The following is a 22,861-nucleotide window of genomic DNA, read 5'->3' on the forward strand; positions in this document are numbered from 1 at the left end:
TTAGAAAGCTGTCATTCTAGCAAGAATTGTTGCGGTTTGCTCTTCTGCTCTGTTGCAAGCGCATAAAAAAAGTCCTGCCAATATATTATCGGTAGGACTTAGCTTTTTAGAAATTAATAATAAAACCTAACCAATCACCAACTGCTCCAAATCTTCTTCTTGCTGTGCAGCCAAATTAGCCACCATAGATAGCGCATGGGCTTGCTGGTCTATAGGTTTTTTTGAATCTTTGTCCGTAGTAGCTGATCCTTCACGTAGCCAGTTACTAGCTGTATGTTCACTATTTTGATTGTTTTGCTGATTGTGTAGCTTATACCAAGCCAAATCATGATGTAAGCTGACGACGTCACCCATGATAAGTAAGGCAGGGGTTGGTAGTTGTGCTTGTTCTTGCTGAGCAACAATAGTCTCAAGCGTACCAGTTAATACTTGCTGATTGGGCATACTGGCGTTGGAGACGATAGCTATCGAGGTGTCGCTACTGCGCCCAGCGTCAATTAAACCTTCAGTCAAACGCGCCAGCGAATGCAAACCCATATAAAACACAACGGTCTCATCAGTATTTAAAAAGCTTTTAAAATTGCTATTGGGTGCGCCAGCCTTCAAAAATCCAGTGACGAAACGTACTGATTGTGAGTGGTCACGGTGAGTCAGCGGAATACCAGCATAACTGGCGGCAGCGTTAGCAGCGGTAATACCGGGTACGACTTGATAAGGTACACCATGCGCACGTAAGCTTTCAATTTCTTCGCCGCCACGTCCAAAGATAAAGGGATCGCCACCTTTTAGACGAACGACGCGTCGACCTTCTTTTGCACTATTGACCAACAGCTCATTGATACCAAGCTGAGCTACCGCATGGTTGCTACGCTTTTTACCGACAAATACTTTATCGGCATCGCGGCGGCATAGATCCAATACTTGCGGTGATACTAGCGCATCATAATAGACAATATCCGCTTGTTGCATGAGACGCAGCGCCTTAAAAGTCAAAAGCTCTGGATCACCAGGGCCAGCACCAACGATATAGACTTCACCAACAATAGTAGCATTTTGAGTAGCGGTTAATTCGTCTGTTGCTACAGGCGCAGTTGCCGATAGTGATTCTGTACTGTAGCTCTCAGCATGCTGGCTAGTCGTTGTAGCAGGACTATGGGTATTAGGATCAATAGTATGATTAACACTGTTTTTAAGCGCTGCTACTGTGCTGTCTAAATCTGCTTGTAATTGCGCAGTAGCCTCACGCTCATTACCGGCAAACATCAACTGACTAACTTGACCTTCAAAGGCACGCTCCCAAAACTGACGACGGCCTGTCAGGGTTGGGATTTTACTTTTTACCTCGCTACGAAACTCGCCGGCAAGCTTGGCTAATTTGCCATAACCTTGCGGAATTAAGGTTTCAAGCCGTGCGCGAAGTAAACGCGCGAGCACCGGCGCTTTGCCATTTGAGGATATACCGATGACGATAGGATTACGATCGACGATAGCGGGGAAAATAAAGTCGCATAAATGCGGGGTATCAACCACGTTGACCGGAATATTAAGCTCGGTTGCATCCGCGTGTACTTGATGATTGAGCGCTTCAACATCAGTGCCGGCGATGATAACGCGTGCACCCGTCATGTACCTTTTATGATAGTTATCAAAAATAAGAGTGTGCTTATCATCGTGAAGTAAGGCTTGTAGCTCTTTGCAAATACCTGGCGCGACGATAGTGATAGCAGCGCCGGCACGACTGAGTAAGTCGGCTTTGCGCAGCGCGACATCACCACCACCAACGATCAGTACTTTGCGGTCTTCTAATTTAAAAAACAATGGAAAGGTGTTCATAGCATCACCAATTATTCAGTCAATGTAAGATATGCCACCATTATGAAGTATCACAGGCACACGCTCACGTAGTGAATTGGCATTAGCATATTCGTTTTTGTCATGTTAGTTGTGATTTTTGATGGAATGTGGAATAGAGGGGAGAATAATGTTAAGAACGCTTGCGACAAAAAAGCTCTCTTACAAGTGTAAAAGAGCCTTTTAAACAGAGATTTTTAAACGATGAGTTACGGTAACGCTTGATTACAACTGCGTATGCAGACCACACTCACGATGCTCTTCTACCTTGGTTGGGTCAAAGTAGTCAAACTCATTTGGCAGATTATGCTCATCTAAATACACATCTAAATCGCTATCGGTTTTTTCAAATAAAGGCGCGACTTTTAACACGCCATCTTTTGATAAGCTAAGAACATCAAGACCTTGACGGAATTCGGTTTGATCCTTGCGAATAGCATTGAACCAAACGTCTGGCTTTAGCTCATCAAGTGCGCGGCGGAATGGCTCAAGCTTTACTTGATCTGTAAAATTATCATGCTGCGGGTCGTCAATCCCTGGGATGCCGTTCATGGTGACATTGCGATGGGCAGCGGTTTGTTTAGGAATATAAGTGATGACATTTAAATCAAGATCACGAATTAGTTTATTAGCAAACTGATAGGTCGCGTCCGTGTTGTAGCCTGAGTCCACCCACAATACAGTAATATCGGGACGCTGTTTTGCGACCAAATGCAATATGGCAGACTCATACGGACGGAAATTAGTAGTGATAATTGGGTTTTTAGCTTGTGTCAGTGCCCACGCCACGATTTCTTCGGGTGATTTGCCTTGCAGATCTTGGTTAGCTTGGTTGATGTCTAAATTTGGGTGTAACTGGCTCATAATACGTTCCTTAAATGGGATTGATTAAACAAAGGGTTTAGAAAAAATTTAATAAATGATGATTAACAAAAACTAAGCGCCCGCAAACATCGGTAAGTCGGCGGCGTTGCGACCGTCATAACTGCTAGCAAGGGCAGTAAACGCTTGGTCAATACTAAATTTAGAGTCTGGTTGCATGTCATGCTCACTGAGCACAAAGCTGTCAACACCTACGCGTAATAGATACGCAATTTGATCACGGCCGAACGCGCCCGCGACACGAATCTCACCTTGATAGCCCATTTGACGTAGCGTTTGAGCGAAGCTAAAGTTGCGTCCATCAGCGAATTTAGGAACATGAATGACGATGAGCGCCTTCTTTATTAGCAGCTCACTTAGCTCTTTCAATGCATTCGCATCCGTGTCAGCGGTCACCCATAATCCAATACGGCTGCTATGCTGGACTATCAGCTCATACACCTCTTTGACCAAACCACTTGCCAGCGCCCCTGAACCGTCCAATAAATCAGCGAGTGGTACTAGGACGTCAGGTTTTTCTTGCTTATGTAGCAGTTCAAGTAGAGTTAGGTCTATCGAGGCGATACCATCTGGTAACGTATCCGTGGTTAACGCATGCCAGCTATCTTTATGGCTGATATCGACGCCGTGACTATCCAAAATGTGGTGATTAGCCATAGACCTTCTCCTTAAATGGATCAATACCGACACGCTCAACCAATTCGCCAAAGCTTTCAACGTCATTCTCGGTGGTGGCACGCAGATCGACATAGACATCAACAATCTGTTGAATGGTATCAGCAACCGCTTCGGTAGGTACGGAGCGGCCGAGTATTTTGCCAAGCTTGGCATCGTTACTTGAGTTGCCGCCAAGGCTAATTTGATACCAGTTTTCACCTTTTTTATCGACACCCAAGATACCGATATCGCCAGTATGGTGGTGTGCACAGGCATTGATACAGCCCGACATATTGAGGCGGATATCGCCAAGATCGTATAGATAATCTAAATCGCTAAACTGCTTCTCGATTTGCTCAGCAATATTATGCGTAGTGGCATTGGCAAGTGAGCAATAATCCCAACCAGGGCAGACAATCATGTCAGTTAAAGTGTTGATATTGGCACGTGCTAAATGCAAATCTGAGAGCTGCTGCCACAATTCATAGAGGTTGTTGGTTTGCACATCAGCGAATACTAAATTCTGCTGATAAGTGCCGCGCAGTTCGCCAAAGCTATACTTGTCAGAAAGATCAGCAAGCGCATCCATTTGCGATTCGCTGACATCACCTGAGGGCACATACTTGCCATCGACCAAGCCTGCTTTGAGAGAAATAACGACTGCGCGGTAACCAGCGACCTTATGTGCGACGGTGTTTTGGTTATACCAATTGGCAAAGTCTTTATCAGCGCTTAATTGCTGCTGCAAATCAGACTGTGCTTGTAGCGCATCAAAGGTCACATAATCGGGCTCACTAAAAAAGCTGGTAGCCGTCTCAAAGTTTGCATCCGTCAACGTCAGCGGCCCGTCTTTGGTATGCGCTTCCCATTCGGCATCGACCAATTTAGCAAACGCAGGTCCGCCCAGTGTGTCGACCAAAATCTTGATCCGTGATTTGTACTTGCTACCTTTATCACGGCGACCATGCAGATTATAGACACGCAATATGGCGTCTAAATAACTCAATAGATGCTGACGGGGCAAAAATTTATTGATAACTTTGCCGAGCACAGGAATACGTCCAAGACCGCCGCCAACTAGGACTTCAAAGCCAAGCTCGCCATCCTCATTTTTCTTTAAGTGCAGACCAACATCGTGTACTTGCGTCGCTGCGCGGTCCTCATCGGTACCGATAACAGCAATCTTAAATTTACGCGGTAAAAAAGCAAACTCAGGATGAAAGGTCGACCACTGGCGAATGATTTCGCAATAAGGACGCGGATCGGCAATCTCATTTTGATGAATACCAGCATAAGGGTCGGTGGTGGTATTACGAATACAGTTACCAGAGGTTTGAATTGAGTGCATCTGTACCGAGGCTAGCTCCGCCAAAATATCTGGCACATCTTCTAGCTTTGGCCAATTCAGCTGAATATTGGTACGGGTAGTGAAGTGTCCGTAGCCTTTGTCATATTTACGGGTAATCTCAGCCAATTTACGCAACTGATAGCTGGCAAGTAACCCGTAAGGAATGGCAATACGCAACATCGGCGCATAACGTTGGATGTAGAGGCCGTTCTGCAAACGCAGTGGCAAAAATTGCTCTTCTGGCAGCTCGCCTGCCAAAAACCGCTCGGTTTGGTCGCGAAATTGGGCGACTCGTTCCTCTACCAAGGTCTGGTCAGCGTAGTTATATTGATACATGACGTAATCTCAATTTTTTAAACATAAAAGCAGCGACGAAAATGATTTGCGTGTGTACTCAATCTTATTGCCAGTCGCAAGGTAAACAATTCAGATTCACATCATATAAGCTTGCGTCTATAAACATAAATTCCTTTAAGACATATGTATATCCAAAGTCAGCATAAATTTTCATAAAGAAAGTTAGGTAGCCTATGCTTATCAAATTTATTACGACTTGTTTCATCACTACCTATAAAGGTTTTAAAAAATGACATCTACTACTGCTAATCAACAATCATCAAAGCTTGTACCACCACACGGTAGCAGCGATCTTAAGCCGTTACTATTAACAGGTGATGCTCGCAAGCAAGCGTTGCAACTTGCCAGCACCTTACCGACGATTACTCTGAGCTCACGTGAGCGTGGCGATTTGATTATGCTCGGTATTGGCGGTTTCACCCCATTGAATGGTTTTATGAACCAAGCGGATTGGCAAGGTGTGGTCGATGATATGCGTCTGAAAAGTGGTGACAATGCTGGCTTGTTTTGGCCGATTCCTATTACGTTGTCAGCACCGAAAGCGACCGCCGATAGTCTAAACCAAGGTGATAAAGTTGCATTGGTCGCCCAAGATAATGAGATTATGGGCATACTGACGGTAGAAGAGACTTATACCATCGATAAAGAACATGAGTGTCAGCAAGTCTTTACCACCACTGATAGCGAACATCCGGGCGTACAGCAAGTACTAAACCAAGGTGAAGTAAATATCGCGGGTAGTGTCGAAGTCCTAAGCGAAGGCGAGTTCCCAACCCTATATCCAGAGATTTATAAAACTCCTGCTGAGACACGGGAAATACTGGACGCCAAAGGCTGGAAAACAGTTGCCGCCTTCCAAACGCGTAATCCAATGCACCGCTCGCACGAATACCTTGCCAAAATTGCTATTGAGATTTGTGATGGGGTCTTGATTCATTCATTGCTAGGGGCACTAAAGCCAGGTGATATCCCAGCCGACGTGCGCCAAGAAGCTATCAAAACTTTGATTGATAATTACTTTAGAAAAGATACTGTCATTCAGGCAGGTTATCCGCTTGATATGCGTTATGCTGGGCCACGTGAGGCGCTATTGCATGCCGTATTCCGTCAAAACTACGGTTGTAGCCATCTGATCGTTGGTCGTGACCATGCTGGTGTCGGTGATTATTATGGCGCATTTGATGCGCAGACTATCTTTGAATATGTCGGTAAAGACGATCTCATTACTCAGCCGCTCAAGATTGGCTGGACGTTTTGGTGTAATGCTTGTAATGCCATGGCCTCTGATAAGACGTGTCCGCATGAAGCATCTGAGCATGTGAAAGTATCAGGCACCAAGCTACGTAAAGCGCTATCAGAGGATCTCGATGTCCCAGAGAACTTTAGTCGTCCAGAAGTACTAGAGATTTTACGCAATTATTATGCAGGTATCGCTATCGATGACCGTGCTGAGGTCAAATTGACTGGGGCATCCGCGGTATAGATCGCAATTTATTTTTGATAAAAAGCCACTCATAAAAAAGGTGCCAGATTTATATTTTGGCACCTTTTTTTATTCGTCATTAAAGGTTAGCAGTTCAAACATAAAGCGTTTAGGTTAGTTCTAAATCACTTGAAAGCTTCTGATAGTCGCCAACTAGCGTACCGCCACCAGAACAGAATTGATTCAGTACATACTTATCTTGACTATCAATAGTTAGCTTGCCATCTTTGAATTGGAAAAAGGCTGTACTGTCATCAACAGTAGTCTGAAAAATAACACCATGCGCTTCATCTTGACCCATCAAGGTAGCTTTTCCATCAAAATGGCAGGTCGGTTTTTTTATATCGCTACGAGCGCGTACTTGGATATTAATCTGGTCGCCGTCATCTACGTCATCTGCTCTTACCACGACACCCACCCAGTCGTCACCTTGCGCCCGTTTGTCATAACCTAAAGAAGCATAATCACCAACGACCATTTTTATAGCAGGCGTCTGGATAGAGGCAGTACTATTAGCCGTACTATCAACGACTAAATCATTATTGTAGCTACAGCCCGTTACGGTAGTGAGGGCAGTGGCAGCAAAAAATAGTGCTGCAACAGAAAATAATGAGCGATGGCTTTGGTATTTAATCATAAAAGAGCCTCCTTTGACGCTAATGAATGGTAGGTAGAATAATGGCAAGCCATGACTATCCGCTAAATGATTAGAGTATGCCACAGTCTAGGACAGAACTCTCTTATCGCCTTATAGGATAAACGTTACGTAAACTTACCTGCCAGAGAGTAGAATCAGGAAGTGGCTCATTAATTGGCTATATGTGTATATTATTCCATTTTGGCAATAACATACGCATATTAGTCATTAAACATAATAAGCCAGCACTGTTAGCATACTTGCATTACATAACAAACTTTTTTGAGGCATTTATGACATCTTACGCAGCAGGCTATCAACATAAAAGTAAAGCGCTTAGCGTCTTAAGTATCGCAGGCGTTGCCCTTACACTTGGAATCGCTGGCTGTAGCAATAGTGAGCAGGCAGAAACCACTGCTAATGCTGATGGTACCGCAGCGACTACAGAGGGGCAAGATATTGAGCTGCTAAACGTCTCTTACGATGTGGCACGCGATTTTTACAAAGACTACAACCCGTTATTTGTAGAACACTATAAAAGCGAGCACCCAGACAGTAATATCTTAATTAAACAGTCACACGGCGGCTCAAGTAAGCAAGCATTGTCTGTGGCTAACGGTTTGCAAGCAGATGTCGCCACCATGAACCAAGGCTCAGATATTGAGCTGCTTGAGAAAAAAGGCTTGGTTGAGTCAGATTGGGAATCTCAGTTCCCTGATAACGCCGTCCCTTTTACCAGTACCATCGTATTTCTAGTGCGTAAAGACAATCCAAAAGGCATCAGCGATTGGGAAGACTTGACCAAAGATGGCATTGAGATTGTCATGGCCAACCCAAAAGTCACGGGTAATGGTCGTTATGCGTTTTTAGGGGCTTACGGTTATGGCCTACACGCCTTCAATAATGAAGAAGCGCCTGCCAAAAACTATGTAAAAGACATGCTCAAAAATGTCAAGGTCTATGAAAATGGTGGCCGCGCCGCAACGACGACCTTTGTTCAGCGCGGTATTGGCGATGTATTGGTCACCTTTGAAAACGAAGCCAATCTTGCAGCGACTGATTTTGGCGCAGGGCAAGTAGATATCGTTTATCCTAAATACTCTATCAAATCAGAAAGCCCTGTGGCTATTGTTAAGTCGGTAACGGATAAAAAAGGCACAACTGATGCGGCAAAAGCTTATCTTGACTACCTATGGAGTGAACCTGCGCAGCAGTTGGCTGCTGACCTGTACTTACGCCCAAGTGTGAAAAGTATCCTTGATAAAAATGGTGACAAACTACCGCCAGTTGAAACTTTCCGCCCAAATGATGCTTTTGGCACTTGGGATGAGATTATGGGTACTTACTTTACCGATGGCGGTGTATTCGATCAATTAGCTATTAATGCCCCGCAATAAATAGCTGGTACGAATGTAATAGAACGCTGTTTAAAAAGTACGCTGGCTTTTCATAAGGCCATTTGACGAGTAACGTCCAATCATATAAAGGACATGGCCACCTGCGCTATGTCCTTTGTACCGTAAGCAGACCAATCCAATAGTATATCTGACATAACATGGTCTGTACCCTAGGCATTACCGCCAAGTACCTAACAAGTACCTAATTACATATCAAATCAAGCTCTAAACTCAGTGCTGACGTTAGGCTATAGGACATCACTATGAAAGCAAAAACATCTTCTGCCAATAAACCCCTTCACAAAAAAGGCTGGTTGACCCGGTTGCGTCAACGCAATGTGTTGCCAGGGTTTGGTCTGAGTATGGGTATCACGGTCTTTAGCTTATCGTTATTGGTCGTCCTACCGTTTGCAATGATGGCTTATACCACGACACAGATGGGCTGGACTGGGTTTTGGGAGACCATCACTCAACCACAAGTGACGGCTGCTATTAAGCTGAGCTTATGGATGTCGTTTTTGGCCATGCTAACCAATATGGTATTCGGTACGCTGGTTGCGTGGGTGCTGGTGCGTTATGAGTTTTGGGGTAAGTCAATGATTAACGCCTTGGTTGATTTGCCCTTTGCGCTACCGACTGCGGTCACTGGTATCTCTCTTGCTACGCTTTATGCACCTAATGGTCTGATTGGTCAGTGGTTTGCTAAGTTCGATATTCAGGTAGCTTTTACGCCATTAGGCATCTGGCTGGCTTTAGTGGTGGTAAGTTTTCCGTTTATTGTCCGTGCGGTACAGCCAGTATTAGCAGAGTTGTCCGTTGAATTTGAAGAAGCTGCTGCGGTATTGGGTGCCAATCGTTTAACGACCTTTCGTAAGGTTATTTTACCAGAGCTACTACCAGCACTGCTGATGGGTGCTGGCATGATGTTTGCGCGTGCGACCGGCGAGTATGGTTCAGTGATTTTTATTGCAGGTAATATTCCCATGCAGTCTGAGATTTTACCACTCATCATTATCAGTAAGCTTGAGCAGTTTGATATTCAAGGTGCATCAGCCGTTGCATTATTTATGCTACTGATCTCATTTGTGATTTTATTAACCATCAATATTGCTCAGTGGAAACTGTCGCGCCGTGTGGGAGCTCGCTAACATGCAAATATCTAATAGCTATGATTATCAGAGCAATCCTGCAACCAAAGACACGCCTTGGATACGGCGCACCTTTATTGCTATTGCTGTTTTATTTATGATTGTTATGTTGGTCATACCACTACTGGCGGTGTTTTACGAAGCTTTTAAAAATGGCTGGCAGTTATATATCGCCTCGCTCGTTGATCCAGAAGCCTTGCAAGCTATCAAGCTGACATTGATTACCGCGGGTATCGTGTTACCGATCAATATGGTGATGGGTATTGCGATTGCGTGGCTGGTCACGCGTTATCAATTCAAAGGCAAACAGTTGGTCACCACCTTACTTGATTTGCCGTTTTCGGTATCGCCAGTCGTCGCCGGTTTGATGTTTGTGTTGTTATTTGGTCTGAACTCTACTGTGGGCGGCTGGCTTGAGAGTATGGGTTTTCAGGTAATTTATGCTGTACCAGGAATTGTATTGGCGACATTATTTGTCACCTTTCCATTTGTCGCGCGTGAGCTGATACCGCTCATGCAGACGCAAGGCGATAGTGAAGAGCAGGCCGCGCTTACTTTAGGCGCGAGTGGTTGGCAGACTTTTTGGCATGTCACCTTGCCAAATATCAAATGGGCCTTGCTTTATGGGTTGATTTTGACCAACGCGCGGGCGATGGGTGAGTTTGGCGCTGTCAGTGTGGTGTCAGGCCATATTCGCGGCGAAACCAACACCATGCCACTACTGGTTGAGATTGCTTATAACGACTATAACTTTACCGCCGCTTTTGCGTTATCAAGCTTGCTTGCCGCACTTGCCTTAGTGACGTTGCTCATACAACAAGTGATGACCAAGCTACAAGAGCGCAAGTTTGCCAAATCCGAACGACTAGCGGCTGCGCCTGAGCTACCAGTGAGCGCTAATGCCACCGATGCTACGACGTCACAGGCTGTCAATAGCTCAGGAAATGTATAGGTGATAGGGCCTAAAATGGCGATGTCCGACTTGAATACAACTAATACTGCCGCCCTCAAACAATTTGCCACGATAAGCAAAATATAAATAAAGGTACCATTATGAGCATCGAAATTCGTAACGTAAATAAAAAATTTGGTAACTTTACTGCCTTAGATGACATTAATATTACCGTTCCTACTGGTAAATTAATCACTTTGCTTGGACCTTCAGGCTGCGGTAAAACCACCTTGCTACGTATTATTGCTGGTCTTGAGTATGCAGATTCTGGACAGATACTTTTCGATGAGCTTGATGTGACCAATACGCCAGTACAAAAACGCCGTATTGGCTTTATGTTTCAGCATTATGCGCTATTTCGGCATAAAAATATCGCGGATAACATCGCTTTTGGACTGACGCTATTACCAAAGAATGAACGTCCTAGTAAGACCGATATCAATAAGCGTGTGGCTGAGCTATTAGACTTGGTTCAGTTACCGCAATTAGCGAATGCTTACCCACATCAGCTATCTGGTGGTCAGCGTCAGCGGATTGCATTGGCACGCGCTTTAGCGGTTAAGCCAAAGTTATTACTGCTTGATGAGCCATTTGGTGCGCTTGATGCTAAAGTACGTAAAGAGCTACGTACTTGGTTAAAAGATATTCACCACGAGCTTGGCATCACCAGTATCATGGTAACGCACGATCAAGAAGAAGCGCGTGCAGTATCCGATGAGATTGTGGTCATGAATCATGGCCGTGTAGAGCAGGTAGGTACCTCAGAAGAGTTGATTCATCATCCAACCAATGCTTTTGTTAGTGATTTTTTAGACTTAGCATAATTTATATTTGCCATAACAAACGTTTTAACAAAATATAAAAAAAGACCTAAATAATGTAGGTCTTTTTTTATTCGTAAAAGATGCATATAGCAAAGCTGACTACTAACTGGCTTCTGGCTGGCTTTGTAGCGTGTTATAAGTAATTTCTAATATTTCTTGACACCACTCTGGTAAATCATCAGCCACTTCATACCACATCCATGTACCTTCGCGTGAGCAACTAAGAATGCCTAGCTTTTTTAGGTGGTTTAGGTGACGAGAAACTGTAGGCTGCGGTTGATCAAGCAGATCTACCAGTTCGCATACACAGCGTGACTCTTTATTAAATAAAATCTGGAACAACTTCAAACGAGTTGGATCAGATAGTACTTTAAATAATTCAAGAGGCTGCATAGCAAAATTATTGTCAGACATAGAGTATATTCCAAATAGATTGTCACACTTACTTATGAATTTTATTCATCTTAATAAGAGAGAAGTTGAGTAGTTAATAAAATAGATAATCCATTACCCAGTAGTATCCGATAACTTACTATCTAATCAATCGAGTCATTAAAACGCATTCATTTAGTAAAAGATTTGAAGCATAATTATATTGGTCTTGTAAACAAAGTCGATTTAACGTCAGCTAACCAATATCACTTCAGCTATAGTCCAAAATTGAACATTCGGTTTATACATAAGTATACATAAATGATAAGCTAAACGAACAATAAAAAACATTTAAGCAACTGAAAACAATAATAACATAAAATATATATTTATATACGTAAAAATATATTTTATATGCCCACTCGTCTGTATTTTAACACCGTTCATCGGCAATATATTAATATTTACGGATATATAAATATATTTTTCTATATTTTGATATCAGTAAACTTATTTTTTATGTTTTTGTAGCATTACCAACGCCTACCAATTAGGCACACCAAATAAATCGTTATTGAAAATTGTTGTCAAAACAGTCATTGTAAATGGTAATAATTATCGTTATTATAAACAATACTAACTAGCTATAGTGATAGGAGCAAACTATGTATGTATGTATCTGTAACGATGTAAAAGAGAAGCAAATTCAAGCGGCTATCGCTTCAGGAGTCGATACCCTTGAGGGTTTAAAAGACTCTCTTGATGTTGCTACTTGTTGTGGATGCTGTGAACCCATGGTGAATGACTATTTAAACGAGCATCATGCCAAACTCGATATATTGGCTTATGCGGTTTAAATGATGCAATTGTTATGCCAATGAAAAGCAAGTGTTTGATTAAAGACGGTTAATTGACATAAATAAGTTATAAAACACATTGGTTTCCAAAAATGAACACTTGGTAAGGCGTATGTAGTAACTTTCTACTACCTACTATTTTCCCCTTTTTATCAACAATTCCAAATCATGCTTAAGCGTCATCTGCTTCTTTACAGTCACTTTTACAATGGTGTTAGTTATTATTCTCAACTGACATCTTATTCCTAGTTCATAACGTTACACCCCTTATCCTGCCTTTGTGCTAGTATATTTTACTAACGCTGTTAGATACTTTAGCCATATATTGGATATAGTTGAAGGTCAATAAACGACTGATAAATACATTTTTTTGTATTAACAGAACCATCTTAGAATAAATAAAAAATCGAATGAGTATAGGAATAGGAGTACACGTTATGATAGGCAGCCAAAAAGTCATTGATTATTTAAATTTCTTACTGGGCGGTGAGCTTGCAGCCCGTGACCAGTATTTTATTCATTCAGAGATGTATGCTGAGTGGCATTACGGTAAGCTATATGACCGTATCCATCATGAAATGGAAGATGAAACTTTGCATGCGCAGGCCATTATTCGCCGTATTTTGATGCTCAGCGGTACGCCAAAAATGACCGTTAATGAGATTAAAATCGGTAGCACTGTTCCTGAGATGCTGCAATATGATCTTGATTTAGAGTATGAGGTGCAGCAGCATCTAAAAGACGGTATTGCGCTGTGTGAAGAAGAGCAGGATTATGTGACCCGTGAGATGTTGGTTGAGCAGCTCAAAGATACTGAAGAAGATCATGCACATTGGTTAGAGCAGCAGCTACGCCTTATTGATATGGTCGGTCTGCCTAATTATCTACAAAGCCAAATGGCAGAGGTATCTCCTGATATTGTTTAACTTCATTATAGATGTAATGAATCACAATATTTAGAGTCAGTATTAAGAGGTTAGGGAGAAAGAATATGAAAGGGGATAAAGAGGTCATTCGCGCCTTAAATAAAGTGCTCGGACAGTCGTTGATTGCCATTAACCAGTACTTTTTGCATGCACGTATTGCCCGCCACTGGGGGCTTGAGGCATTAAATGAGAATTTTTATAAGCAATCTATTGCTGAGATGAAATGGTCGGACGATCTGATTGCGCGTATCTTATTACTGGGCGGCCTGCCAAACTTGCAAGATTATGGCAAGATGTTTCTTGCAGAAGATGTACCTGAGATGATCGAGTGTAATCTGCGTTTAGAAAGGCAAAAGTTTACTATTATCACTGATGCGGTTACCTTGTGTGAAACGCATCGTGACTATGTATCGCGCCAGCTGTTAGTCACTCTAAAAGATGGTAATGAAGAATATGACGATTGGTTGGAGACTCAAGAAGATCTGATACAGAGTATTGGGGTCGAGCGCTATATCCAATCGCAAATGCATGATAATGACGCGCTATAGGATGCTTAGCGTCTAACACTGTGTTAGTTTTATTATGAATAAACTATTTTTGCCAGCCTGTCTTTAGATATATATCTAAGAACAGGCTGGCATTTTTATGTCTTATGTTTATGATTTTAAAGTATGCCGTTTACAGCACCCATAACATCGATGGGTTTGAGAGAGCCAGACATTACGATTGTTAGTATAAACCGCGACCATCTTCAGGCTTGAGTCGTAAAAAGTATAATCCCGAGAGAATGGTTAACACGCCAAGTACCCAATACGTCGTTTGAAACGCTGCCAAGGTATCAAGCTCAAAGCGCTCACGCAGCAGGTTGAGCACCGCTGCCCCAAAAGCAATACCAAAGCTAATTGCTAGCTGCTGATTGACGGCCATTAGGCTATTACCACTACTGGTCTGTGCGCCTTCTAGGTCGCCGATAGTAATGGTGTTCATCGCACTAAATTGCATGGAATTACACGCACCCATCATGATGAGAAGAGGTATGAACCATAGCCAATTATCAGGGTTATCGAACTGTGCTAACACGATAATTAATAGGCCGATTAATAAAGTATTTAATACCAAAACCTTACGGTAGCTAAACCGCTGGATAATTTTACTGACCCAAGGTTTAATACCGATGGCTCCGATAGCAATAGGGGCGAGTAACCAACCTGCTTGTGATGGCGAGTACTCAAATACCACTTGTAACAATAACGGCAGTAAGAACGGCACAGCACTGATGCCCAAACGGGTAAATAAATTGCCTGTAATACCGATGCGAAAGGTGCGAATATCAAATAGAGTAAGCGGAAACAGGGGTGCTGCGCGGCGTTTAGCATGTGCCACATAAGCGCCTAGTAATACGCTTGCTGCTACAGCCAATAAGAGGCCATATATACCGCGTCCAACTTGCGAGCCAAATTCTACAGCAAGAGTGAAGCCGCAAGCTGCTGCTGCAAACAGCCCAAAGCCTAACCAATCAAGGCGTTTGGTGTCTTCAAACAAAGCGGGCACCAGCTTTTTACCCATGACAAACCCTAAAATACCCATCGGAATATTAATCAAAAATATCCAATGCCAGCTGGCATACTGAACAATATAGCCACCCAGCACTGGTCCCACGAGTGGCGCAACCAATGCTGGTATCACCGCAAAATTCATGACGGTCAGTAGTTTATTACGTGGATAAGACTTGACCAGTATTAAGCGTGCAACCGGCGTCATCATGGCGCCGCCAATTCCTTGAATCACCCGCGAACCTATCAAAAAGTCCAACGTTGGGGATGCAGCGCACAGTACCGAGCCAATAGAAAATATGACAATGGCAGTCAAAAAGATGCGACGTGTGCCGTATTTGTCAGCCAAAAAACCACTAATAGGTATAAAAATCGCTAATGTTAACGCGTAACTAATGACCGCCCATTGCATTTTAAGTGGCGACTCGCCTAGTGCTTGAGCCATTTGCGGTAGCGAGGTGTTTAGGATAGTAGCATCTAGGATTTGCATAAACAGCGCTACCGCTAACACATAGGGCAGGTATTTTTCTTGCGTTGGGGTTAGCGTTACCATGTCACTCTCATTGGATTTTTGATTTTAAGACAAGCAAAACGGCCTGTTAAGCGGTGCAAGCTGAGTAGTATAAGAAAGAGCGGCTCACAATAATAGTAAATCAAGGTAGTATTTTATAAAAGGTCATGTTTGAAGCGCTAGATTGATTACAAGAGAGGACTTTAATATACCGTTAATTTCTCGCTATAGTGAACCTTGGCTTGATGCTTACGTAAAAAATAGACAAAACACATGAGCTGATAAAACACCGATAACGTAAATTAATAAATGCAAATTAAGGATATATTATGAGTCAGGATAACAACCATTCTAACAACAGTACTGACGAGCAGAACGCGGCTTACACACCGCCCAAGGTTTGGGTACAAGACAAAGACAACGGTGGCAAGTTTGCTAATATCAATCGTCCAACCGCAGGCGCGCGTTACGAGCAAGCATTACCTGTAGGCGATGCACCCCTGCAGCTATATTCACTTAACACCCCAAATGGTGTCAAGGTAAATATCCTTTTAGAAGAGCTGGCTGAGCTGGGCGTCAAAGGCGCTCAGTACGATGCCTATAAAATTGACATCTCTGAGGGTATGCAGTTTGGCTCAGGCTTCGTGGACATTAACCCCAATTCAAAAATACCAGCTTTAGTCGATCATTCTAATCGTGAAGCTGGCGAGCCTGTGGCCATCTTTGAGTCTGGGGCTATTTTAATGTATCTGGCCGAAAAGTTTGGCAAATTTATTCCTTTATCCTTAGGTAAAGCGCGTGCAGACTGCTTGTCTTGGGTCATGTGGCAGATGGGCAGTGCGCCTTTCTTAGGTGGCGGTTTTGGACATTTTTATGCCTATGCACCAAAGCCATTAGAGTATCCGATCAATCGCTATACGATGGAGGTTAAACGTCAGCTTGACGTATTAGACAAACACTTAAAGGACCACAAATACATGGGCGGTAATGACGATGCCGATTACAATATTGCTGATATGATTATTTGGGCATGGTATGGACAGTTGGTGCTTGGCAAGCTCTATGATGCCGCTGAGTTCTTACAAGTGAATGAGTATAAGCATGTCAAACGCTGGGCACAAAATATCGCTGAACGTCCAGCAGTAAAAAAAGCGGTTGATCTGTCATTAAAAGCCGTCGTTTAAATAACTCATTATTGTCAATTCAACCCAATTTCATTTGATAACTGTTTTTACATTAGTTATTTTTAGAGATAATTTGTGTTTCAGGTAAAATAAAATAAGAAAGCCAATCAGCACCATACTGATTGGCTTTCTTATTACTAACTGATTGAAATATTAATGATAACTGGTTGAAAGTTGTTTGCTTACAGCATTACATAATGATACATTGTAATAACAAATTGACACGTCGGTGGGCTAAGACAATAGCTAGCTGTAGTCATCATGCTACAGTTTTATATTTCCTCTGTTGATGAGTGAGAATTATGAAGGGTTTATCTTATAAGCCTATACAGTCAAATAGGACTGTGGGCAAAAATAATAAAAATAAATTGGCTTGGATAATGGGTACTTCTTGGGACAAAGCACATAGCGGCGCCTCTTTAAAAAGTATTTTCCTCATGAATAAGATAGCAGCGTCGACACTAGTAGCTATTAGTGCTATAGCGTTAAGTTCGATAAGTAGCGCAGCGGTTGAGCTGACGCATCAAGACTGGCAAGTGGCTTGTGACAATACGCGTACTTGCCGGCTAGCAGGTTATCAAGCAGAAAATAGCGAGCTTCCTATATCAATATTACTCATGCGCCGTGCAGGTAGTGATGCTAATGTCATGGGTAAAGTCAAGCTTGGCGGAACCAAAGAGAGCTCTACCAAAGCGCTGCTACAACTGGGTAATCGCCACCGTATGTCGTTATTTATTGATGGTAAAGATTTGGGAGAAACCAAGCCTTTTTCAACAGTTGCAGGTGATGCCGAGCTTACTACCACCCAAGTTTCAGCATTGCTTGAAGCGTTGACCAAATCTAGTAAGATTGAACTGGTCATGCGCAACTCGCGTTGGGAGTTGTCTGATAAGGGCGCAACGGCGGTGATGATAAAAGCTGATGAAGCACAAGGGCGAGTAGGGACACCTAGTGCGCTAGTCAGTACCAATGGCACAAGCAAGTCTAACAGTAATGTACTACCACCCAAACCTGCTCCTCAGCTGCGTTTAATAGTGCCTAACATCAGGGCCACATCAAGCCGTAAAGAGAAGTTTAGTATGAAGTCCTCACAGTTATCGGCATTGACAAGAGGCACCATAGCCAATGTAGATACTGACTGCCCAAATTTAACAGACAAATCACCTTGGCGAATCAGTCGTCTGAATGGGTCACAATTGCTAATCCAACATAACTGCTGGATGGGTGCTTATAATGCGGGAACAGGAATGTGGCTAATCAATGATAAAAAACCTTATAACCCGGTGCTAATAACCACTGAGGCGACTGATTATACAAACGGTAAGATCAGCTCTGTACAAAAAGGCCGCGGTATTGGTGATTGCTTAAATAAAATTGATTGGATATGGACGGGTAAGAGTTTTGTAAAAAGTCATGAGAGTAGTACAGGGCTGTGCCGTATGATTGAAGCGGGCGGGGCATGGCAGCTGCCAACTTATGTATCTGAGGTCAACACCCTGCGTTAAGCTCTATAGATTCATAAAACCCTGTTTTTAACTTGCAAACATTATGTTTTTGCCAATACATTAAAAAATAGGTATTGATAGCCGTTTCATTGTGCTATACTGCGTCGCCACGTTAGCATAGGCTTTCGTGAATTATGAGATTGATAACATCGCCTGCGATTTTGGGTCTAGGATTGACCATTAGTAATTGTTGCCGATGATTTTGTGTACTTAAATAACCTTTATAATATGTCAGTTATTTTTGACTCATATCTTATCTACTGACCCATGAGTATGGGCTAGATTGGTTGTTATTCGCCCTTATCTGCTTTGGATAAAGTATCGATAATGCGCTTGTATCAGACAAGGATAAGACACTCGGCACTACCACCAAAATACGTCAGACAGCACGCACGCATTTATTGTAGAGGCTCTAAGCTTTATTGGCTTGGCTTTTGATTATCGACACTTTTTTGTGTTTCGGTAATGGTCGATAAAAGCAGCGTGATGAACGGTTATCAGTGGTATGCATCAAGCTTGCTGAATGTGCAGCAGCTTATACTTACCAAGGATTCTCATGACTGATATCTTATCTACCATTGCCGCTGAAAACGGCATCATCGAAAATACTGATACTGCAAATACCGACACCTCTGATACTGATAATCAAGCGGCTACTGCTGCCAAAGAAGATCAAGTTACCTTTACTGACCTTAATATTGCCAAGCCAATTTTGACAGCGCTTGATCGCGTTGGTTATACCAACCCAACCCCTATTCAAGCACAAGCCATTCCTTTTGCCCTACAAGGCCGTGATTTATTATTGTCGGCGCAAACCGGTAGTGGTAAAACGGCGGCATTCGTCATCCCAGTACTGGATCGTTTGAGCCGTGCTACCAGCTTTGATAAGCTCACCAAAGCCCTTATTCTAACGCCAACACGCGAGCTTGCCCAACAAGTGCATGACAGTGTGCGTACGTACTCTAAAGACATGCGCGGTCTATTTTGCGTGCCATTGGTTGGCGGCGCACCATACAACGGTCAGATCACAGCGTTAAGAAAAGGCGTACAGGTCATTGTCGCCACACCAGGTCGTTTACTTGACCATATCAAAGCAGGCCGTGTTGATTTATCAAACCTTGAAGTACTCGTGCTGGATGAAGCGGACCGCATGCTAGACATGGGTTTTGCTGATGACATTAGTGATATCTTGAGTGCGGCACCAACGGATCGTCAGACGATTATGTGTTCAGCGACTTGGGACGGCCCGGTCGGCAAAATTGCTGCAAGCTTTACTAAAAATCCTGAGCGTGTGTCAATCAAAGTTGAATCAGCACACATTGAAGAAAAAGTGTATTACTGTGATGATTTTAATCACAAAAATAGTTTGCTTGATAAAATTGTTTGTCAACCAGAGATGGACCAAATTATCATCTTTGCAGCGACCAAACGTAGTACGGAAAAATTGGCCAAATCGTTACAAGAACAAGGTCATAAAGCCAGCTTCCTACATGGTGACTTACCACAAAGTAAGCGTAACCGTATTGTGCAAGACTTGCGTAATGGCAAGTGCAAAATCTTGGTAGCGACTGATGTTGCAGCCCGTGGTTTAGACGTACCAGCCATCTCACACGTCATCAACTACGATTTGCCGCGTCAAACAGAAGACTACGTCCACCGTATCGGCCGTTGTGGCCGTGCAGGTCGTACTGGTGTGGCTATTAGCTTATGTAGTATGGATGATCGTCCACAGCTAAACGCTATCAACCGCTACTTAGATCGTAAGATGGAAGTCTGTGTCATTGAAGGCATGGAGCCAAAGAAAACTTATGTACCGAGTGAAAACAAAGGTAAAGGGCGTGGCCGTGGTCGCGGACGCTCTAACGGTGGTGGTCAAGGCCGTGGCCGTTCAAGCGGCGGTTATGCTGGCAAGTCCACCGGTGGTCGTTCAAGTGATCGCGCAGCGACTGGTCAACGCGCCAGCAACGACAGTGGCTATCAAGGCAAACCAAATGAGCGCTCAGGCGGCAAACCATACCAAGGTAAACGCAGTGGCCCTAACCGCGGTGACGGTAATAGCGCGCCGCGCGGTGAACGTGCCGCCTCTGGTCGCGGTCGTCCAAGTGGTAGCCAAGGTCGTCCAGCCAATCGTTCTGACAGCCGTGGTCAAGGTCGTCCAACTGGTGGCAATCGTGGTAGAAACTCGTAATAACGTTAGCTCTAACGGCTAATCACGGTTTATAGTAAAGCCGCTCATTTAGCCCTATAGTAAAGCCGGAAAAAGCCAGATACGTGTTATCTGGCTTTTTTGTGTCTATTCAATTTAGGATTTGGCCAAATAGCAGCTTGCACCTATTTTTTGCCTTGTCTATACTGACAAACTTTGATAAATCGCACACTTCGGAGCCCTTTGATGCCCGCTACCTCAAGTTTTGCAATTGATAGTTTGCCACTAGCATTTGGTATTATCATGGCCATTATAGGCTTGGTATTTTATACCCAAGGATTGCCCAGTAAGTTTTGGCGACGTTTTTATGCTGTATTGCCCGGTATCGTATTGTGCTGCTTTATACCGGCGACGTTGAATAGCTTGGGCTTCTTTGCTGATGGTATTGGCTCACAGATTTATGGCTTTACCGCTACCTACTTGTTACCAGCCAGCTTACTACTGATGACCCTGTCGATGGATGTACCCAAGATACTGGGCTTAGGCTGGAAAGCCATTGCGATGTTTTTTGCCGCCAGTATTGCCATTATTATCAGTGGTCCGATTAGTTTGGGTGTGGCTAAGTGGGTATCGCCCAGTATGTTTACCGATGATACGTTATGGCGCGGGTTTTCAGCAGTGGCAGGTAGCTGGATTGGCGGTGCTGCTAATCAGGCAGCGATGAAAGAATTGTTTGGGGTCAGTGATGATTTGTTTGGCATGATGATTTTGGTTGATACGACCAATGCCTCATTGTGGCTATTGGCTATCTTGGTCATGGCCAAGCACAGCGATAAGATAGATCGCTTATTAAGGGCTGATAGCAGTAGTATTAATAAAGTGATTGCAGCGGTTGAGAGCTACGAGCGTGACCATGCACGTCCAGCGACACTTAATGACTTAATGGTGATGTTCGGCTTATGCTTTGCTATGGTAGGAGTGGCACACTTTATCGGTGGGCAAATCGCAGAATTCTTTGCGCCCTATAGTTGGGCAGTACAATATAGCTTTGCCAGCAGCTTCTTTTGGATGGTGGTCATCATTACCATCATAGGGGTGATTTTTTCCTTTACCAAAGTTCGCCGGCTTGATCATGTGGGTGCTTCCAAAATCGGTACGGTGTTTATCTTCGTACTCATCGCGGCTATCGGTATGCAAATCAATCTGGCGGGCATCGTCTCACAGTGGCGACTGCTGCTCATTGGTCTGCTATGGATGAGTATTCACGTAGTGATTGTCTTTGCTGTCGCTAGTCTCATTCGTGCGCCGTTTTTCTTTTTGGCAGTCGGCTCCAACGCCAATACAGGCGGCGCGTCCTCAGCACCAATTGTCGCCACCGCCTTTCATCCTTCCTTGGCACCTGTAGGCGTGTTTTTGGGTATTCTTGGTTATGCGGTCGGCACCTTTGGCGGTTATATCAGTACGCAGATGATGCGGCTGGTGGTGGGGTGAGATTAAAAATATCTCTATAGATTGCCAATACGTATCATTTCATAACAAAAAGTCGACTTAACTGTCGGCTTTTTAGTTATACCATCGTTGGTGAGATGTTGAACGATTGGTCAAAATCAATCTTCAAAGTTACAATAATGAGAATATATAAGGATAAAATTATGCAAGCATCTTACAATCAAAAATTGCTTTCTGGTACCAAGTTTCCTGAGATGGAAGTACAGCTATATAACGGTGAGATGCAGTCATTGGGGAAGCCGGCCCATGGTCATGATTGGAAACTGGTCGTTATTTATCGCGGTCAGCATTGTCCGATGTGCACCAAATACCTCAATGAGCTTGAGACTAGAAAAACGTCTTTTTATAAAACAGGTGTCGATATCATTGCGGTATCTGGCGACAGTAAAGAGCAGCTAGAAAGCCATTTTGACGATATAGATATCGATTTCCCGATTGCTTATGGCTTGAGCGTCGAGCAAATGAAAACGCTGGGGCTTTATATCTCTAATCCGCGCTCAGAAAAAGAAACCGATCATCCGTTTGCTGAACCTGGTATCTACGTGGTCAACGACAAAGGGGATATTCAGGTCGTGGATATCTCAAATAATCCTTTTGTAAGACCCGATCTTGAAACACTTGCAGAAGGTTTGGCGTTTATCAGAGACAAAGACTATCCCATTCGTGGTACTCATGATTATTAATAGTTATTAATAATTACGCGTCATAAGTTATAAACGCATTGACTTGTAAATAAATAGCGCGCTAAAGATGTCTTTAGCG

At 43.4% G+C, this 22,861-nt stretch carries 20 protein-coding genes; 13 read left to right on the plus strand and 7 right to left on the minus strand.

Annotated features, from left to right (window positions below):
* Positions 1-126: 126 nt before the first annotated feature.
* The 4 genes from cobA to ACS8FB_RS04765 all read right to left on the minus strand — a co-directional run bounded on the left by cobA (position 127) and on the right by ACS8FB_RS04765 (position 5,074).
* A complete protein-coding gene (cobA, locus tag ACS8FB_RS04750) occupies positions 127-1,833 on the minus strand; it encodes a uroporphyrinogen-III C-methyltransferase (RefSeq protein ID WP_439261314.1) in 1,707 nt (568 codons plus the stop codon).
* Between the two features lie 243 nt (positions 1,834-2,076).
* Positions 2,077-2,715 (minus strand): phosphoadenosine phosphosulfate reductase domain-containing protein, encoded by a 639-nt coding sequence (locus ACS8FB_RS04755; RefSeq protein WP_439261315.1) that lies wholly within the window; start codon positions 2,713-2,715, stop codon positions 2,077-2,079.
* A 72-nt stretch (positions 2,716-2,787) separates the two neighbouring features.
* Positions 2,788-3,390, minus strand: coding sequence for a DUF934 domain-containing protein (locus tag ACS8FB_RS04760; RefSeq protein WP_439261316.1), 603 nt, complete (start codon positions 3,388-3,390; stop codon positions 2,788-2,790).
* The gene (locus ACS8FB_RS04765; protein WP_439261317.1) at positions 3,383-5,074 is read right to left on the minus strand and encodes a nitrite/sulfite reductase; all 1,692 of its coding nucleotides are present in this window, start codon (positions 5,072-5,074) and stop codon (positions 3,383-3,385) included. The genes ACS8FB_RS04760 and ACS8FB_RS04765 overlap by 8 nt, the downstream gene beginning before the upstream one ends.
* A gap of 250 nt (positions 5,075-5,324) precedes the next feature.
* Here ACS8FB_RS04765 and sat point away from each other — a divergent pair, with 250 nt between their 5' ends.
* Complete coding sequence (gene sat, locus ACS8FB_RS04770; RefSeq protein WP_439261318.1) at positions 5,325-6,578, plus strand: sulfate adenylyltransferase; 1,254 nt, start codon at positions 5,325-5,327, stop codon at positions 6,576-6,578.
* A gap of 109 nt (positions 6,579-6,687) precedes the next feature.
* On the opposite strand, the gene ACS8FB_RS04775 is transcribed toward sat, so the two are convergent.
* Entirely contained in the window at positions 6,688-7,215 is a 528-nt protein-coding gene (locus ACS8FB_RS04775; RefSeq protein ID WP_439261319.1) for a hypothetical protein, read from the minus strand.
* 293 nt (positions 7,216-7,508) lie between these two features.
* On the opposite strand from ACS8FB_RS04775, the gene ACS8FB_RS04780 reads away from it, so the two are divergent.
* From ACS8FB_RS04780 to ACS8FB_RS04795, 4 genes are all read left to right on the plus strand, one after another.
* On the plus strand, positions 7,509-8,612 hold the full coding sequence (locus tag ACS8FB_RS04780; RefSeq protein ID WP_439261320.1) for a sulfate ABC transporter substrate-binding protein: 1,104 nt from the start codon (positions 7,509-7,511) through the stop codon (positions 8,610-8,612).
* A gap of 263 nt (positions 8,613-8,875) precedes the next feature.
* Positions 8,876-9,760 (plus strand): sulfate ABC transporter permease subunit CysT, encoded by an 885-nt coding sequence (gene cysT / locus ACS8FB_RS04785; protein ID WP_439261321.1) that lies wholly within the window; start codon positions 8,876-8,878, stop codon positions 9,758-9,760.
* Between the two features lies 1 nt (position 9,761).
* The gene (gene cysW, locus ACS8FB_RS04790) at positions 9,762-10,712 is read left to right on the plus strand and encodes a sulfate ABC transporter permease subunit CysW (RefSeq protein WP_439261322.1); all 951 of its coding nucleotides are present in this window, start codon (positions 9,762-9,764) and stop codon (positions 10,710-10,712) included.
* A gap of 101 nt (positions 10,713-10,813) precedes the next feature.
* Positions 10,814-11,536, plus strand: coding sequence for a sulfate/molybdate ABC transporter ATP-binding protein (locus tag ACS8FB_RS04795; RefSeq protein ID WP_439261323.1), 723 nt, complete (start codon positions 10,814-10,816; stop codon positions 11,534-11,536).
* A 102-nt stretch (positions 11,537-11,638) separates the two neighbouring features.
* Here ACS8FB_RS04795 and ACS8FB_RS04800 read toward each other — a convergent pair whose 3' ends face one another.
* A complete protein-coding gene (locus ACS8FB_RS04800; protein ID WP_299220792.1) occupies positions 11,639-11,950 on the minus strand; it encodes an ArsR/SmtB family transcription factor in 312 nt (103 codons plus the stop codon).
* Between the two features lie 623 nt (positions 11,951-12,573).
* Here ACS8FB_RS04800 and ACS8FB_RS04805 point away from each other — a divergent pair.
* The 3 genes from ACS8FB_RS04805 to bfr (ACS8FB_RS04815) all read left to right on the plus strand — a co-directional run bounded on the left by ACS8FB_RS04805 (position 12,574) and on the right by bfr (ACS8FB_RS04815) (position 14,239).
* Positions 12,574-12,765 (plus strand): (2Fe-2S)-binding protein, encoded by a 192-nt coding sequence (locus ACS8FB_RS04805; protein WP_299220789.1) that lies wholly within the window; start codon positions 12,574-12,576, stop codon positions 12,763-12,765.
* Between the two features lie 437 nt (positions 12,766-13,202).
* A complete protein-coding gene (bfr, locus tag ACS8FB_RS04810) occupies positions 13,203-13,691 on the plus strand; it encodes a bacterioferritin (protein WP_439261324.1) in 489 nt (162 codons plus the stop codon).
* A gap of 65 nt (positions 13,692-13,756) precedes the next feature.
* Positions 13,757-14,239: a bacterioferritin gene (gene bfr, locus ACS8FB_RS04815; RefSeq protein WP_439261325.1), complete on the plus strand. Its 483-nt coding sequence runs from the start codon at positions 13,757-13,759 to the stop codon at positions 14,237-14,239.
* Positions 14,240-14,420: 181 nt separating this feature from the next.
* Here the strand turns inward: bfr (ACS8FB_RS04815) and ACS8FB_RS04820 are convergent, their stop codons facing one another.
* Complete coding sequence (locus ACS8FB_RS04820; protein ID WP_439261326.1) at positions 14,421-15,797, minus strand: DHA2 family efflux MFS transporter permease subunit; 1,377 nt, start codon at positions 15,795-15,797, stop codon at positions 14,421-14,423.
* 287 nt (positions 15,798-16,084) lie between these two features.
* On the opposite strand from ACS8FB_RS04820, the gene yghU reads away from it, so the two are divergent.
* The 5 genes from yghU (at position 16,085) to ACS8FB_RS04845 (ending at position 22,782) form a co-directional block, all read left to right on the plus strand.
* A complete protein-coding gene (gene yghU, locus ACS8FB_RS04825) occupies positions 16,085-16,939 on the plus strand; it encodes a glutathione-dependent disulfide-bond oxidoreductase (RefSeq protein WP_439261327.1) in 855 nt (284 codons plus the stop codon).
* A 380-nt stretch (positions 16,940-17,319) separates the two neighbouring features.
* Positions 17,320-18,444, plus strand: a complete 1,125-nt coding sequence (locus ACS8FB_RS04830; protein WP_439261328.1) for a DUF1176 domain-containing protein — start codon at positions 17,320-17,322, stop codon at positions 18,442-18,444.
* A 556-nt stretch (positions 18,445-19,000) separates the two neighbouring features.
* Entirely contained in the window at positions 19,001-20,632 is a 1,632-nt protein-coding gene (locus tag ACS8FB_RS04835) for a DEAD/DEAH box helicase (RefSeq protein ID WP_439261329.1), read from the plus strand.
* A gap of 204 nt (positions 20,633-20,836) precedes the next feature.
* On the plus strand, positions 20,837-22,081 hold the full coding sequence (locus ACS8FB_RS04840; RefSeq protein ID WP_439261330.1) for a DUF819 family protein: 1,245 nt from the start codon (positions 20,837-20,839) through the stop codon (positions 22,079-22,081).
* Positions 22,082-22,242: 161 nt separating this feature from the next.
* Positions 22,243-22,782: a redoxin domain-containing protein gene (locus ACS8FB_RS04845; RefSeq protein WP_439261331.1), complete on the plus strand. Its 540-nt coding sequence runs from the start codon at positions 22,243-22,245 to the stop codon at positions 22,780-22,782.
* Positions 22,783-22,861: the final 79 nt, after the last annotated feature.

Origin of the sequence: Psychrobacter sp. 1U1 (assembly GCF_051847535.1) — a bacterium.
GTDB classification, from domain to species: Bacteria; Pseudomonadota; Gammaproteobacteria; order Pseudomonadales; family Moraxellaceae; genus Psychrobacter; species Psychrobacter saeujeotis.